The organism is Pricia antarctica (genome assembly GCF_900101815.1).
GTDB classification, from domain to species: Bacteria; Bacteroidota; Bacteroidia; order Flavobacteriales; family Flavobacteriaceae; genus Pricia; species Pricia antarctica.
Genome location: NZ_FNAO01000008.1, coordinates 242,679 through 258,366, shown reverse-complemented (window position 1 = coordinate 258,366; position 15,688 = coordinate 242,679). Strand labels below are relative to the sequence as shown.

10 protein-coding genes are annotated in these 15,688 nt (G+C 43.5%); 5 read left to right on the top strand and 5 right to left on the bottom strand.

What is annotated here, in order from left to right:
• Positions 1 to 26 precede the first annotated feature (26 nt).
• Together BLT07_RS16605 and dnaG are read left to right on the top strand one after the other, a co-directional pair.
• On the top strand, positions 27 to 1,298 hold the full coding sequence (locus tag BLT07_RS16605; protein ID WP_091872300.1) for a PQQ-dependent sugar dehydrogenase: 1,272 nt from the start codon (positions 27 to 29) through the stop codon (positions 1,296 to 1,298).
• Between the two features lie 80 nt (positions 1,299 to 1,378).
• Positions 1,379 to 3,358, top strand: coding sequence for a DNA primase (gene dnaG / locus BLT07_RS16600; RefSeq protein ID WP_091871922.1), 1,980 nt, complete (start codon positions 1,379 to 1,381; stop codon positions 3,356 to 3,358).
• A gap of 218 nt (positions 3,359 to 3,576) precedes the next feature.
• On the opposite strand, the gene BLT07_RS16595 is transcribed toward dnaG, so the two are convergent.
• Both BLT07_RS16595 and nadE read right to left on the bottom strand, forming a co-directional pair.
• Complete coding sequence (locus tag BLT07_RS16595) at positions 3,577 to 4,206, bottom strand: response regulator (RefSeq protein ID WP_091871919.1); 630 nt, start codon at positions 4,204 to 4,206, stop codon at positions 3,577 to 3,579.
• 170 nt (positions 4,207 to 4,376) lie between these two features.
• The gene (gene nadE / locus BLT07_RS16590; protein ID WP_091871916.1) at positions 4,377 to 5,165 is read right to left on the bottom strand and encodes an NAD(+) synthase; all 789 of its coding nucleotides are present in this window, start codon (positions 5,163 to 5,165) and stop codon (positions 4,377 to 4,379) included.
• 70 nt (positions 5,166 to 5,235) lie between these two features.
• Here nadE and gldB point away from each other — a divergent pair, with 70 nt between their 5' ends.
• From gldB to BLT07_RS16570, 3 genes are all read left to right on the top strand, one after another.
• On the top strand, positions 5,236 to 6,219 hold the full coding sequence (gene gldB / locus BLT07_RS16585; protein WP_091871912.1) for a gliding motility lipoprotein GldB: 984 nt from the start codon (positions 5,236 to 5,238) through the stop codon (positions 6,217 to 6,219).
• A gap of 1 nt (position 6,220) precedes the next feature.
• Complete coding sequence (gene gldC / locus BLT07_RS16580; protein ID WP_091871908.1) at positions 6,221 to 6,559, top strand: gliding motility protein GldC; 339 nt, start codon at positions 6,221 to 6,223, stop codon at positions 6,557 to 6,559.
• A gap of 844 nt (positions 6,560 to 7,403) precedes the next feature.
• The gene (locus BLT07_RS16570; RefSeq protein ID WP_091871900.1) at positions 7,404 to 9,899 is read left to right on the top strand and encodes a hypothetical protein; all 2,496 of its coding nucleotides are present in this window, start codon (positions 7,404 to 7,406) and stop codon (positions 9,897 to 9,899) included.
• A gap of 342 nt (positions 9,900 to 10,241) precedes the next feature.
• Here BLT07_RS16570 and glgP read toward each other — a convergent pair whose 3' ends face one another.
• From glgP to BLT07_RS16555, 3 genes are all read right to left on the bottom strand, one after another.
• The gene (glgP, locus tag BLT07_RS16565; RefSeq protein ID WP_091871896.1) at positions 10,242 to 11,885 is read right to left on the bottom strand and encodes an alpha-glucan family phosphorylase; all 1,644 of its coding nucleotides are present in this window, start codon (positions 11,883 to 11,885) and stop codon (positions 10,242 to 10,244) included.
• Between the two features lie 163 nt (positions 11,886 to 12,048).
• Positions 12,049 to 12,582: a dihydrofolate reductase family protein gene (locus BLT07_RS16560; protein WP_091871893.1), complete on the bottom strand. Its 534-nt coding sequence runs from the start codon at positions 12,580 to 12,582 to the stop codon at positions 12,049 to 12,051.
• Positions 12,583 to 13,142: 560 nt separating this feature from the next.
• Positions 13,143 to 15,578, bottom strand: coding sequence for an outer membrane beta-barrel family protein (locus BLT07_RS16555; RefSeq protein WP_091871889.1), 2,436 nt, complete (start codon positions 15,576 to 15,578; stop codon positions 13,143 to 13,145).
• Positions 15,579 to 15,688: the final 110 nt, after the last annotated feature.

Here is a 15,688-nt window from a genome sequence, read left to right as displayed (position 1 = left end):
AATTATCTTCCCTTAAAACAAAAAACATGAAAAAAGTACTTTATATATTGGTTTTTACCGGTCTTGTCTTCGGGTGTAAAAATGAAAAAAATGTCTCCGAGGATACAAAGGAAGATTTGGCGGACAACGGACCAACGACGGTGGAAACCGCTATCGGCCCATTAGAATTGGTGGCTCCCTTTTCTTCGGAATTGGTTTCTAAAAATAGTGACGTTGTCGGATGGCCTGATGATAAAACTCCGGTAGCTCCGGATGGTTTTACGGTTACAAGATTTGCGGATGAACTGGAACACCCAAGGTGGACGTATATCGCACCCAACAACGATATTTTTGTAGCGGAGGCGAACACCAGAAATAGTGCGGACCGCATTACCTTGCTTAGGGATACCGATAACGACGGGCAAGTCGACGAGCGACATATTTTCCGCGAAGGCTTGTACCAAAATTTCGGGATGTTGGTTTTGGATAACTATTTCTATGTGGCCAATACGGATGGGCTTTACCGATATCCCTATAAAGAGGGACAGAACAAACTGGAGGGGGAAGGCGAAAAAATCGTTGAACTTTCGGCGAGTGGCTACAACAATCATTGGACGCGGAATATCATCACCAACAAAGACCGTAACAAAATCTATATCTCCGTCGGATCGGCCAGCAACGTAGGCGATCAAGGTATGGAAAAGGAAGAGCGCCGTGCCAATATTCTGGAAGTGAATCCCGATGGTAGCGGCGAAATAGTTTACGCCAACGGACTCAGAAATCCCGTTGGAATGGACTGGAACCCGATTACCGGAGACCTTTGGACGGCCGTTAACGAACGCGATAACTTGGGTAATAATTTGGTTCCCGATTATATCACTAGCGTCAAAAAGGGTGGGTGGTACGGCTGGCCCTATAGCTATTATGGCAACATCAACGACCCACGTTGGGAAGAAGATCCCCACCAAGATCTGGTCGATAAGGCCATCGTACCCGATGTGCCGATGGGCAGTCACACCGCATCGCTGGGACTTGCGTTCTATACGGCCGATCAATTCCCCGCCAAGTTTAAAAACGGAGCCTTTGTCGGTCAGCACGGTTCTTGGAATCGGGCGGAGTTCGCAGGATATAGGGTAATGTTTGTTCCCTTCGAAAACGGAAAACCCGAAAAGCCCCAGGATTTTCTGACCGGTTTTATTGCCGATGAAGAGGCTGGAGACGTCTACGGTCGACCGGTTGGGGTCACAATCGCGCCCGATGGCTCATTGTTGGTCAATGATGATGATAATGGAATTCTTTGGAGGGTGGCTGTTAAATAGTTCAGTTAATCTTATCACTCCTATAAAAATGAAAATAGAGCCTTACCTTTAGGCTCTATTTTTATTTTAAATCAATTGTTTTGATTTCAAAAACCACCATAGACCAAGTGTACGAAACCGCCCGTTTAGAGGAGGTAATCGGGGATTTTGTGCAATTGAAAAAGTCAGGGGCAAACTTTAAAGGCTTAAGTCCATTTACGGATGAGCGCTCACCGAGTTTTATGGTATCACCGGTAAAGCAGATCTGGAAAGATTTCAGTAGTGGCAAAGGTGGAAACGTCATTGCCTTTTTAATGGAACACGAGCATTTTACCTACCCCGAGGCCATCAAATATGTGGCAAAAAAATACAATATAGAAGTCGAGGAAACGGAGCGTACCGATGAGCAAAAACAGGAAGCCAACGAACGCGAGAGTATGTACTTGGTATCCGAATTCGCCCGCAACCATTTTTCGGAAATGCTATGGGATACCGAACTAGGTAAGGCCATCGGCCTGAGCTATTTCAGGGAACGCGGTTTTACCGACGAAACCATCAAAAAATTCGGACTCGGCTACTGTCTCGATCAATGGGACGGCTTCACCACAGCGGCACTACATAAAGGATATCAACTTAATTATCTCGACAAAACGGGACTTACCATTGTCAAGGAAGATTCTCAAAATCCGAACAATCCCAGAACGTTCGATCGTTTCAAGGGCCGGGTGATGTTCCCGATACATTCCATGAGCGGCAGGGTGTTGGGCTTTGGAGGGCGCATCCTCAAAATCGATAAAAAGGCGGCGAAATACCTGAATTCCCCCGAAAGCGATATCTATCACAAAAGCAAGGTGCTGTACGGTATCTTTTTCGCCAAACAAGCTATTGCCAAAGAAGACAATTGCTATTTGGTGGAAGGGTATACCGATGTCATTCAATTTTATCAAAGAGGTATAGAAAACGTAGTATCCTCCAGTGGTACGGCATTAACCCCCGAACAAATTCGGTTGATCAATCGACTTACCAAAAATATTACGGTCTTGTTCGATGGTGACGCCGCGGGTCTTCGCGCATCCGTTCGAGGTATCGACCTGATTTTGGAACAGGGCATGAACGTAAAGGTCTGTACGTTTCCAGAAGGAGAGGATCCCGATAGTTTCGCAAAAAATAACGAACTAGAGGAAGTACAGAAATATCTCGCCGACAATGCGAAGGATTTTATTCAGTTCAAGGCCAACCTCTTGGCCGAAGAGGCTGCCAATGACCCTATAAAACGCGCGGAAACGGTGCGTGATATCGTGAACAGCATCGCTAAGATTCCCGACCCTATCAAACGGGAAATCTATATTCAAGAATGTGCACATATTATGAACGTTTCCGAGGGTGTTCTGTTCAGCACATTGGCGCAGATCAATATGAAGGATGCAACCGATACAGCCAAAAAAGCGCAACAAGAGCAGAAGGCCTTCGACGTGGTGAAGAATGAAACTACTGTTGAAAAAGTCGATGTGCAATATGAACTCGAACGTAAAATCATAGAAATACTTTTGCTTTACGGCAATGAGGAACAAAAATTCGAAGACTTGGTGTTGAAAGAAAATGATGCCGGAGATTTGATTTTAGAACCGCTGTCTTTGGATGCCAAGGTTTACGAGAAAATATACCTAGATCTTCAGGAAGATGAAATCGAGCTTGCCAATGAGCATTTTAGGGATATCTATTACAAATTAATCGAAGCGCTCAATGAGAACGATGATTTTTCCATCAATACTTTCCTGTCAGATTTAGATCAGAAAATGGTATCGGAAATTTCTTCCATTTTGATGGAAGAAGAAAAGTATGTCCTGCATAATTGGGAGCGGAAAGACATCTATCCGAAAGAGAAGGAGGCCGGTGTGGCACAATTGGTCAGCGAGACCATTTTGACCCTACGCTGTTTTTTGATCAAGAAAAGAATGCTGGCCCTTCAAAGCGATACGCAAGAAAGCGCCGAGGACCACCGCGAGACCTTGGAGGAAATTATGAATTATCTGAACCTCAACAAGCTCTTGAACAAGAAGTTGAATCGGGTGTTGTCTTGAAGCGATGTACCTTTATAGAATAGGTAAAAACGGAATGGTCGCAAAGGGTTTTATCAACAATTTTACTTTTCGGGCAATCCACATATCACTTTACGTCAAACGCCCTATCTGTTTTGACTGATGAAACGCGTATCGCGTAATGCTCGAATTGCCCCCTAAAAAGCAAAAACCCCAAGGGTATCATAGCCTTTGGGGTTTGTGCTTTTAAAAAGAAATTTTTAATAAAGTTCCAATGCCTTCGCCTGCTGCAAAAGGTCGACCATATTGTCAACGTTCAGTTTTTTCATTAGGCGTGCCTTGTAAGTGCTAACGGTTTTTTCGTTGAGATTCAAACCGATGGCCACATCTTTATTGCGTTTGCCACTGGCTAACAATTTCAAAACTTCTACCTCTCGGGTGGAAAGCTTTCTAAAGAATCTTCGTGGTTTCTGCGTACCTTCGTCAAAAGCCAAACGTTGCGCAAGTTCATTGGTAATGAACATGTTGCCTTCGCTAACTTTTCTTACGGCCGAGATGATGTAATCGATGTCCGAAGCTTTTGAGAGATAACCAAAAGCACCGGCCCTGATTGTGCTCAAGGCGTAAACATCCTCTGATTGTCCACTATACATTAGGACTTTGATTTCGGGATATTCCTTCTTGATTTTCCGCAACGTGGCAATACCGTTGATTTCGGGAATGTCCATTTCCAGCATTAAGACGTCGGGACTAACGTTTTCTAATTTTTCGAAAAGTTCGGAAGTGGTAGCTACAGCTTCGATAACTTCGAATCCATTGGCGTCTTCCAAAACTTTGGTAACACCCATACGAATGATGGGGTGGTTGTCGGCAATTACTACTTTAATCATTTTTGAAAGTTTTTATCTAGATAAAAAACACTGGTAGCACGTGTAAAAATACTGACATGCAATGTAAGGCTTTAAAATCTAAGTTGTTTAACAAAAGTGATTTATTTTTCTTGAAAACCAGCATATTCGTAATTTTATTCGATTAGATTACACGCTTTTAGGTCAAATTACTATTTTAACACTTTCGGAATCTCACATACGGGTATCGGAATCATCTTATGTCGGTTAGCTGAATTGAATTTCTTAAAGATACGGAATACTTCCTTTTCCCTTCCTGCAAAATCATTTGCGCTTTTTCCTTTATCTGCCATTTTCATGGCCCATTCCAATTCCGGATAGGAGGCGCCGATCTGGTCCTCGTCGGTTCTGTCATCGCCCCAAAGTCCGTCTGTAGGAGCAGCCTTTAGTATTTCCTCGTTAATTTTCAGGAACCTCGCAATTTCGTATACCTCGGTTTTCAACAAATCGGCAATAGGGCTCAAATCTACCCCACCATCGCCGTATTTGGTGTAAAATCCCACTCCGAAATCCTCTACCTTATTTCCGGTTCCGGCTACCAAAAGTGAATCTAAGGCAGCAAAATAATACAGCGTTGTCATACGAAGCCGTGCACGGGTATTGGCCAACGACATAAATCGCTCTTCTTCGTTCGCTACCGGCGGCAACGTATTGACGAGACTATCGAAGACAGGGGTGAGGTCGATGGGCAGTCTTTTTACACTGTCAAAATTTTCCTGCAACCATTCAATATGCTTAGAAGCGCGGCTTACTTGACTTTCGGCCTGGTGTATCGGCATTTCCAGAACGAGCAGTTCCAGTCCGGTTTTAGCGCACAGGGTAGAGGTGACCGCTGAATCGATACCTCCTGAAACCCCTATGACGAAGCCTTTCATTTTTGCCTTTTCGGCATAATCCCTTAGCCAGTCTACAATATGTGCCGTTACCTTTTCTGTTTGCATACCCCTTTCTTTTTGTCTAGATCGATTAACTTTGTAGGCTAAAAATAACGCCTTGACCGTAAATTATAAAATGTATAGGGAATTACTTTACAACGCTAAGAGGATTTTTATCATATTGATAATTTCTGTCTGTTATATAAGCTGTAGCGATAGCGATAAAGTCGAAAAGGAAATCGATACGATTGAAGTCGATTTAGATGTCGCCAGGTTTGATCGTGAATTCGCAAAAGCCAAACCTTTGGATATTCCCGTGCTCAAAAAGGCATATCCCTATTTATTTCCTGCACAATACACCGACAGCGTTTGGGTCGCTAAGTTGCAAGATAGTCTTCAAGTCGAGCTTTTATCCGAGGTTGGTGCTACCTTCTCCGATTTCTCGGAAGAAAGGGATGATCTAATCCTCCTCTTTAAACACATCAAATATTATTTTCCCGACTACGTTTTGCCCAAGGTAGTTACGGTAACCTCGGATGTTAGATACAACAGTCGAATAATTATGACCGATAGTTTGCTATTGATCGGACTTGACAATTATTTGGGGCCGGAACACAAATTCTACGAAAACTTCCCAAAATATATTGCGGCGGGATTGGACAAACAGTATTTGGTAAGCGATGTGGCGAATGCTTTCGCAAAACAGGTGGTTCCCAAACCTAAAGACCGTAGTTTTCTAGCTCAAATGGTCTACTACGGTAAAGAATTGGTTGCCAAGGATAAACTGGTCCCTTTTATAACCGACGCGCAAAAAATAAACTATTCCGAAGAACAATTGGCTTGGGCCGAGGCCAACGAAGAGCAGATTTGGCGTAACTTTATTGAGAGCGAATACTTGTACAGCACCGATACTAAATTGGCCCAACGCTTTTTGGATCCCGCGCCGTTTTCGAAATTCGGACTCGAGCTCGACAATGCATCCCCCGGCCGCGTCGGTCGTTTTATAGGATGGCAGATCGTTAGGGCATTTATGGAAAAGAACGGTATGACCCTGCAGCAAATGCTACCCGTTTCTGCGGAAGAAATATTTAAAAAATCGAACTACAAACCAAAAAAATAAAATGGCAAAACTACATACCTCGGAAATAACTTTAACGGTAGGCCTGGATGAAAACAGGGTTCCCGAAAAGCTCAAGTGGTCTGCCCAAGATGGCGGTATCGACAACGAAGAGGCCAAAGCGATGCTGCTTTCGGTCTGGGACAGCAAGAACCAAGAATCGCTAAAAATCGATTTGTGGACGAAGGATATGCCTGTAGAAGAAATGAAAATTTTCTTTCACCAGACTTTGGTATCCCTTTCCGATACCTTTATGAAGGCGACCCAAGATGAAAAGATGACCGCTACGATGAAGGATTTCTGTGCGTATTTTGCGGAGAAGTTGGAGTTAGAGGAGTCATAGGGAAGCCTTGGTTTTTTAAAAATGACATTTCAATTAAATAGCTCTTCCAAAGAGGACGTCGTGCTGCCTCTCAAAACTTAGGAATAGGATTATTTCCTATCCGAGGAAAACCCTTCATGTTCTATCATCTCTTTCATCGGCCTTATATGACGTTCCGTTTGTCCCGACATGAATATTAGCGTTTGGAAGGCATCCCAATTGCCGAAAGAATACAACCCATATCAGAAGCTTTTATGTTATGGACAAAGCCTAAATCGCCTTTGCCCATCTATACAAGACTCACCTTCAAAGAGCCTTTTTCGTTACCCAGGACAAGGAGAACATGCGATTCTGGAGAATGTGCTGCATGGTGGAGTACAGGACAAGCAGGGTAAATACGAGCAGATTGGCAGACTGGAAGGGCATTCTTCCAAAAAAGGATATCCCGAAAAGCTGCGGCGCATCAAGTAGTACGACAACAGGAACCAAACGTACATTATCCCATACTATCTATACAAAACTCCTTATACAAAGAGACGTAAAAGATTACTTTTATTATCGATTTGACAACATCCCTAACTACAAACGATAATTGTATAAGCGTGTTTTGGATGTAAATAATTTGTGAGGATAGATTTGATCAAGACCCAACTTGCGGTTTTTGTTCAATTTTAAAAATTCCTTCGAATACGTCCTTCCCCCTTTCTTTGCGCCAAATGCACGTCTAATTAGATTCCCCCAGGAATAACTAAAAGTATCAGGCAGCCTCGACTGCCTCGGTCCATATAGACTTCGATACAAGATAGTGACCACGGGGAAACTCCCCAATGGCCGATCAACAAATAGATTAATTAAAGATAAAGTCATGGCTAAAACAGAAAGACAGATACTAAAGGGTCTCGTATCTGGAGAAAAGAATGGGCGACCCCTTGAAGGACTGACCGTCGAAGTACTGCACAAAGACCTGCGCAAGAACGAACAGGTTAAATCGAATATTACGGATAAGGATGGACGGTTTAGCATTATTTATGAGACTTCCGATTTTAACCAAGCGGAGTCTGAAATTTATCTTCAGATCCTGAACCGTAAAGGGGATGTCATTTCAGTGCAAACAGAAAGTGTTTTTGGACATAGCGGATCTTGGGAAGATCTTGAGGTCAAAGTACCTGAAGCTGCGGTAGAAACTGCGGCTTTCGACTACACCAGATACCATTTCAAATCACTGGTGAACATCAATCCCAATTATTTCGGTTCTTTTGAAAAGTCGGAAATTAAAGAGATTGCACCGATTGTCTTTCCCAAGCAGGGCGATACCCGGTACGAAAAACTGGAGTGCATTGGCCTATTCCCGGAGAGGGATGAGGTTGAAGCGGTCTTTAAAGTAAACCTTCCCTATGGCTTTGGCGGAAATCTTTGTAGCGATGGGAGCAAGGAATACATAGCTTTCTACATCGACTACGGTACTGGTTTTCAACCCGTCGGACCGGCCGTAACGATGAATACGCACAACCTCGCGGCTGTTCGTAGAGGACCTCTTTGTTATGCCGTAAAACAATCGGTCGATTTTAAAAAGAAAAAGTGCCAGGAGCCTTTTATTATAAAGTTACGGGCCATACTGAGTTGGAATGTCCCCCCCGCCGGACCCAATTATATTCCGACATGGGGAAATTCCGAGGATGCATGGATACAGATCGATCCGGTAAAAAAAGCATGGCAGCTCGTTACCTCGGACTTTGAGGAATTAAACTTGATAAAATCATATAGCGATCTTCAAACTTCAAAAAAAGAGCTCATCGAGTCATTGAAAGCTTCCTTGGATTATAATAAGGAAGATGTTGAAGAGCATCGAATATTGTTCAAAGAGAATATCTTGAAGAATCCCAACTATTACGGAGGATTGGCGGACAAGAACAACATTCAGGATGCGATCATAGCCGTGAATAGCCTACCGTCGGAGATTTTGGAGAAATTCAAGCCCATGTTGGTGGATCCCAAATGGCTCTATCCGGTAAAACCCATTATCTACAATACCGACTATGAAAAACTGACCTGTGTAGGGTTGTACCCTGAGCGCGATACACTAGAGGCCACCGTTGCCGTTACAAGGCAGACCGGCTATAAAGGGAATCTCTGTTCCGTTGGCAGCGAGGAATATGTCGCCTTTTATGTGGATTGGGGCGATGGGTCAGGCTATCAACACGAAGGCACCACCTTCTTTAAGGCCCACGACATAAAGCGGAAAGAAAATCCTTTGATGTACGCCGTCAACCTTCGGATCCGGGATATGGATAAAAAGTTGAAGCGGTGCAAGGAAGAAAATGTCGTCAGGGTACGTGCTATTTTGAGCTGGGAGGTAGCTCCCACTGGGCCAAGCTACAAACCGGCCTGGGGCAATGTCCTGAATTGCAACATACAGATAAGACCAAGAACCGGACAAGGTGCGAAATGTGAGATCCAACACGTCAATAAAATATTGGTAGAGGATATCAATGTTCAGGGATATGCCCGAAAGGTTATAGATGATACAACCCTTTCACCTACCCTATTCAATCGTCCCTTCGGAAGCATTATTGCGATCTGGGGCAATGTAAATGTCCCGGCAGCTGCCTATTATCGCATGAGATATAGCGAAGATAATGGAACCACTTGGAATACCGTCACCGATAAGAGAAGGTATAAAATCAATAATTTCACAGTGGGCTTTAGAACACCAGATGCGAATGGCTGGTTCAGCAAAAACACCTATCTGTTCGATCTGGGCAATTATAGCGACACCCCCGTTGCCCAATGGCATTCCGGAACGCGAAGTGGCAAGTATATTATTCGCTTGGAACTGGCCGACCTCTTTAAAAATCCGATCGCCGGGCCAGCTTGCCAGGTAACGGTTTATCTGGACAATCAAAATGTCGACCACTATTCATTCATCGGTTCTACGATACCACAGCAAGGGGTAATCGTCAAGGACGGTGCGGTAGCCATAAAAAAATGTGGTAAATATGTGGGTGGCGAAAAGGTTGTAGTCTATGGAAATTTCCATGACCAACACTTTAATGCGTATTCCTTGGAGTTGTTCGGGGGCAATTTAGCTTCATCTGGAGTTAGCATCACCCCAGCGGCCAGCCGGTACGATCAAGCACCTTTAGTGTTGGACGATCATGGCACCATAGGCGCCACAGATCCCGGTAACGGTACCCAACTAACCAGCGTTGATATGATCGACGCCGGAGCAAACGTAGCCTGTGCCTATGGCATACGCATGGTAACATCGGATCGGGCGATACTGGGGTATTTTTCGACCTATATCTTCAAGACTACCTCGCATAGTAAAGATGCCTATGTAACCTTTGACTGGGAGCCTTAAAATGTTTGGTTACCTTACTATAGAAAACCGGCCCAGAATATTTGGGCCGGTTTTTTTTGAAGTGACTTTTACAATTTTTATTATACTTGTTCCGATGTTAACTATCTTAAGTTAACTTAACCTTGGCGTATGGGTAAACGACTGTGACCGTCCATGGAAATTTTTTTGACAATATTAAAGGGTTGAAAATGGTCAATACGATGAGAAAATTGATTTGAACCTCGCTACTTGTTAGTTTCTAACAGCCACGCAAGACCAAAAAAATACCGACCACGAAGGATTTCTGTGCGTATTTTGCGGAGAAGTTGGAGTTGAAATAGGTTTGGCTTACTATACTCCGGTTCAACTGTACATCTCCTCATAATACTGCCTTGCCATCCGATGGCTGGAAAATTCAGGCGAAACATCTTCCATGGCCTTAAATACGATCTGTTGCCACTTAACGGGATTATCATAGAAGGTCGGCATCACTTTTTGTGTCAGGATTTTGTAGAGTTGGATTGCATCAAGATTGTCCTGTTCCCATTCTGGCAGTGTATGGTCTATATTGGGCAGCACGAAACAGTTTTTCCCGTTTTTGGCAAATTCAGGTATCCATCCATCATTGGTGCTTAAATTTACCGATCCGTTCATGGCGGCGGTCATACCACTTGTGCCAGAAGCCTCTCTGGTAATCCTTGGTGTGTTGAGCCATACATCAGATCCCGTTTTCAGCTTTTTTGAGAGTTCTATTTCGTAGCCTGTAAGAACGGCGAGATTAGAGGTGTGTTTGCTAAAGTGTACCAAGCGATTGAAAGTTTCTATTGCACCGTGATCGGTAGGGTAGGGCTTGCCCGCCCAGATAATCTGAACCGGAAATTTGTTGTTTGAAACAAGTTGACGGAACTGTTCCAAATCGTGAAGCAGCAAATCTGCACGCTTATAGGCCGCGAACCTTCTGGCCCAAACGATTGTGGCGACATTGGGATTAAAGAGCTTTCCAGTTTGATCTAGTACGATATCGAATAACTCTTTTTTAAGTTCCACCTTTTTCTCTTTAAAGGTTTTACCGTTTTTCTTTTGCCAGGCTTTTCTGAGTCCGACATCTTGCCAAAACCCATCGTTTTGAGCGTTTGTGATGGGTATAATTTCGGCGGTGTCCTTAAAATCCTTCCACATATCTTGAGAGACCTTGGCATGTAGTTTTGAGACCGCATTAGCCTTTTTGGAAAGCCTTAATGCCGAAACTGTATAATTCAGGAGACCTCCATCGATGGTTTCTTTTTTCAGTTCTTGGTTCGATAATTTTTTTCCGAAAAAGCCGAAATCGTTCAGTTGATGACCGCCCCGTTCCTCGTTTCCTGCTTTTTCGGGGGTATGGGTGGTGAAGACCATCTGCGACTTTTTAAGACCCTGGTCGCGCAAATAATAGAACGCGGGTAGTGCATGCCCTTCGTTAAGGTGATATACATCGGCACCGCCCAACGCCTCGACGATTTTGGCCCCGCCTATGCCCAAAATAATGCTTTGCGCGATACGGGTATCATCATTGCCATCGTACAGACGGTCGGTGATCGTTCGGGAAAGGTAATCGTTGCCCTCCACATCAGTGGTCAGAAAATAGATTGGTGCCGATTGCGCCGTTTCCGGTTTCAAAACATAGGCACGCACTTTAACCGAACCATTGCCATTGATCCGAACCTCGACCTCCAATCCGGAATCCTCTAAAAAACTATAATTTTTTTCTATGGAATTGACCTGTAGCGTTTGGTCGTGGTTCCTTCCTTGGTCATAATAACCATATTTCCACAACATGCCGATGCCGATAACATTTTGTTTCATATCAAAGGCCGAGCGCATGTGAGACCCCGCCAAGAAGCCCAATCCACCCGAGTAAGTCTTTAGGCCTTGATGAATGGCAAACTCCATACTGAAATAGGCGGCCCTTTTATTGAATTCCTTTGCCGGTTTGTAGGGATGGTACCATTTGCTGTAGTTGCTTTTCATAATTATGTATGCTCTTAAATCCGGTGAATGTAAGCCGATTACATTAATATTGCAAAACTGTTCCGCTAAAAGTAGATAAGTTCCGGGTTAGGGGGAGTTTAGGGCAGCTTTTGTTGAAATTCCTAACGGAAAGAGGGTTGAGTTAGATTTGAAATAGGCATTCTCAATAGTCGATTTCGTAGGTTAATAGGGCCAGCCCATCATTGAAAATATCATTTTGGGTCAGTCGAAGTTGATACTGCTTTTGGGAAACCCCGAATACACGAATGCCATCTCCTAAAATTAGGGGATTGAGTTTTATTTTAAGAACGTCGACCATTTCATTTTCCAACAGCCACCCCGCAAACTGGCCTCCTCCACAGAGATAGATGTCAGTTTCCGATGTTATTTTGAGTTCTTTAATAATGTCAAGCTCAATATGGCAAAGTGTAAGCAGTTCGCTTTGCTTTTCGAACTGTAAGGTTTTTGAGAAAATATAATGCTGCATGTGCGGGTATGCCGGTTGACCTGGTTCCAAACCATATTTATAGCCGAACTCGTAGGTTCGCCTTCCCATCATTACGGTCTTGAAATCCTTTAGGTCTTCCAGGTATTTTGCGACCCCATCGCCGGCGGCCATAAATCCGCTGGCATCGTCGTTAGGGCCGGCGATGAAACCGTCGATTGAAATGGCTACGTAGTAGATTATTTTTCGCATGGACTACTATTTAGAATTCATTGAGCTTGCAATATCGATGCTCCTTCCAAATTTGGTTGTTCTTGAAGACCACCTTTTTAGCTATGCCCTCTTTCTGAGAACATTTTTTTTTCCAAAACTTTCATAGCCTCTGCATTATATTTAAAAATGTTTGCAAAGATTCGAATCAGATTTAATACGTCAAAAGCAAATTTGGTAATCAATTCGACTGATTTTGTGGCAATACCTTTGACCCCAAAAAGGTTTGCCGATCCAAAACGCGATTTCGGCCGATTTTCGATATATATCCTTATTAAAGGATTAAAAACCGACTAGGCCTCAGAGTTCGCCAGTGTAATCTAGGGCAAAAACCTTTTCCGTAGGGCTTTGTTTTGGTAAGTTATGAAATCTTCTGCATTCTTTTCGGTATTGGGGTTGCCGAAGCGGTCGCCGAAGTTGTCCCATATTTTGTTATTGTTGGCGAGGTGGATTTTGTTTGAAATTTGTAATACTCTTAGTTCTATTTCAACATTACTCGGTATAATATATTTTGTGGATTAATTCTAAAAATACCTAAATTGTCACTGTACCCGGTTCTTTTCCTCCTCGGCACCTGTACCTCTTTGCCTTGCGGACTTTAATTTGCTGTTTCCAAAACTGTTGGTATAGGTAAACAAAAAGGTTCGGTTGAACATATCGAAAGTGTTGGTGGTATTCAGGTTCTGTTCAGGATTATCGTTCGTTAATTTCCATTTCATGGAATCCAACAAATCGTTGACCTTGAAGGATAAGGTACCCCCGCGCTCGCCGAATTTCTTTTGGATTCCGAAATTCACAGCATAGAACGCCTCTAAAATATCGGTTCCCGTAAAGGTCATGATCGATGGACTATTATAGTTGACGTTGATCTCGGAACTTAGATTTTTGGACATAGTAAACGATTGGGTATGATTAATATTAAAGGTATTCTGGTCAAAATTCAACAATGAACCGTCTACCCTATTCGAAATTCTGGTATTCAGGTAAGTAATGTTGTTCTGCATTTTCCACCAATTCGTGAAAATTGTGGGCAGACCCGAGCTTAGGGTGAAAATTTTGGTATGGTCTAAATTCGATGCCCCAAAGACCAAGCGTTCGTTGGCTTCATCAAATCGGGACTGAAATCTTGAGATGGTCCCGTCCTCAACGGAGTATTGTGCCGAAAATATAAAGGAGAGGTAATTGAGGTCCAATTTCACCGAATTGGAAATAGCGGGCTGAACGGCCGGATTTCCCGCAAAAAAAGTGGTAGGGTCAATGAAAATCACAAACGGCGCCATGTCGTTGAAAGTAGGCCGGGTTATACGTCTGGAATAAGAAAAATTAAAGCTGAGGCTATCGTTCACCTTGTGGGAGAGATAGGCCGTTGGGAACAGTTCGCCGAACGACCTGTCTACCACTTCCCCCTGTTTATCGGATATAAGTTCAGAATCGGTATGTTCGTAGCGCAGACCGACCTGCAAACTGGTCTTATCGCTTATGGTGTAATCGATGCTACCGTAACCGGCCAGTATCCTTTCTTTAAGGGAGCTGGTCTCTGTAAGTTCGGGATCTTCGACAAAATCGGAACCTTGAAAAGTCCCTACGTCCACCTCATTATCAAAATTGCTGAAAGCACCCTTAATTCCCAGGTCTAACTTAACCTTGTCGCTTATGCGGTTGCTATAGTCCGTCTTACCGACCATTATGCCGATCGGGGTGGTTTTATCGCTCTGGGTAAGTTCTTCCCTCAAAAAATTAGTATTGCCATCGAAAAATCGGTTCGTGTACTCCGTTGGGTTTTCAAGACGATATTTCAAAAAGTCCAAATCGATACTAAAATATCCGTTCTCTTTAAAATTGTGCTTCAGATTGATATTAGACCCAAAATTTTGCAGTTGGTTCCGCTCGGTCAGCAACAAGTTGACAAAGGCCGATGGCATACCGTTTTCCGATTCTCTACTTTGGTTTATCGCATCCATCGTCCATTTATTATTGTTGGCCCATAACAACAAGCCCATAACAGTATTTTCCGATAGTTGATAATCAAGCCCGGTACGTATATTATGACTTTTTAAAATGGGTTCGCGGTCAGAGGTCGTCAAGATAGCGATCATATTTTCATGGTTATCCAAAAAGCTCCGGTCGATTTCGAAGAACTGACCTTGGGAATCCCTTAAAAAGGAATAGTTGCCAAATAGATTGGCCTTGTTTTTTCTGTAATTAAAGTTGACATTGTTGGAAGTGATGGTGCCGTTCCCCACACCAAACGACAAGGCATACGAGCCATTGAGACCGGTATCGGTCTGTTCTATTAAAACGATATTGATGAAACCGGCATTTCCCTCGGCATCGAAATTGGCAGGTGGCGTAGTAATCAATTCAATGGTTTCTATATTACTGGCATTCATACCTTCCAACAACGATACGAGACTTGATGCCGGCATATAGCTTTGTTTGCCGTTAATCATAACGACAACTCCACTTTTGCCTAATAACGAAATGGAACTGTTCTGCCGGTCGACGAGAACACCTGGTGAGCGTTCAAGGATTTCGAGCGCCGAAGAACCGCCCGAAAGAATGCTGCTCGCCACATTGATAACCATACGGTCTATTTTTTGTACATATAGGTTTTTCTTCGATGTCACGACCACTTCATCCAATTCCAAGCCTTCCGCAAGCGTGATCGGTGGCAGTGTTACCCGTGAACTTCCATCAAATTCGAACGGGTCGGTAGACTTCGGACGAAATCCCAGCATACTTGCCGATACCCTGTATCGGCCTTGTGGAATATCCGGTAGCTGGAAGGCTCCGCTATCCTCGGTTATCGTTCCCTTGATGAAAACGGTATCATTTGCCTTTAGCAATAGTACGTTCGCAAAGGCTATCGGCGAACCTGCTTCGTCATACACTTTCCCGATGATATCTTCTTGGCCGTACGATGGCAATAGGGTAGATAGCAGGATTAATAACAGAAAATTATAGTAGGGCCGTCGCATTTTATTGTTGGTAAGGTTGGTTATTATAGTGCACCCTTAATTTCAAAGTATAGATGAACTGGGAAGGTTTTACTCGGGACTTTTTGATAAATGCTCTAAATAAAATCCCG

Excerpts from the sequence above, each read along its gene's own strand:
- BLT07_RS16570 (WP_091871900.1), top strand. The coding sequence starts at position 7,404 with ATGGCTAAAACAGAAAGACAGATACTAAAGGGTCTCGTATCTGGAGAA.
- BLT07_RS16595 (WP_091871919.1), bottom strand. The coding sequence starts at position 4,206 with ATGATTAAAGTAGTAATTGCCGACAACCACCCCATCATTCGTATGGGT.
- gldC (WP_091871908.1), top strand. The coding sequence starts at position 6,221 with ATGGCAAAACTACATACCTCGGAAATAACTTTAACGGTAGGCCTGGAT.
- BLT07_RS16560 (WP_091871893.1), bottom strand. The coding sequence starts at position 12,582 with ATGCGAAAAATAATCTACTACGTAGCCATTTCAATCGACGGTTTCATC.
- nadE (WP_091871916.1), bottom strand. The coding sequence starts at position 5,165 with ATGCAAACAGAAAAGGTAACGGCACATATTGTAGACTGGCTAAGGGAT.
- BLT07_RS16605 (WP_091872300.1), top strand. The coding sequence starts at position 27 with ATGAAAAAAGTACTTTATATATTGGTTTTTACCGGTCTTGTCTTCGGG.
- glgP (WP_091871896.1), bottom strand. The coding sequence starts at position 11,885 with ATGAAAAGCAACTACAGCAAATGGTACCATCCCTACAAACCGGCAAAG.
- BLT07_RS16555 (WP_091871889.1), bottom strand. The coding sequence starts at position 15,578 with ATGCGACGGCCCTACTATAATTTTCTGTTATTAATCCTGCTATCTACC.
- gldB (WP_091871912.1), top strand. The coding sequence starts at position 5,236 with ATGTATAGGGAATTACTTTACAACGCTAAGAGGATTTTTATCATATTG.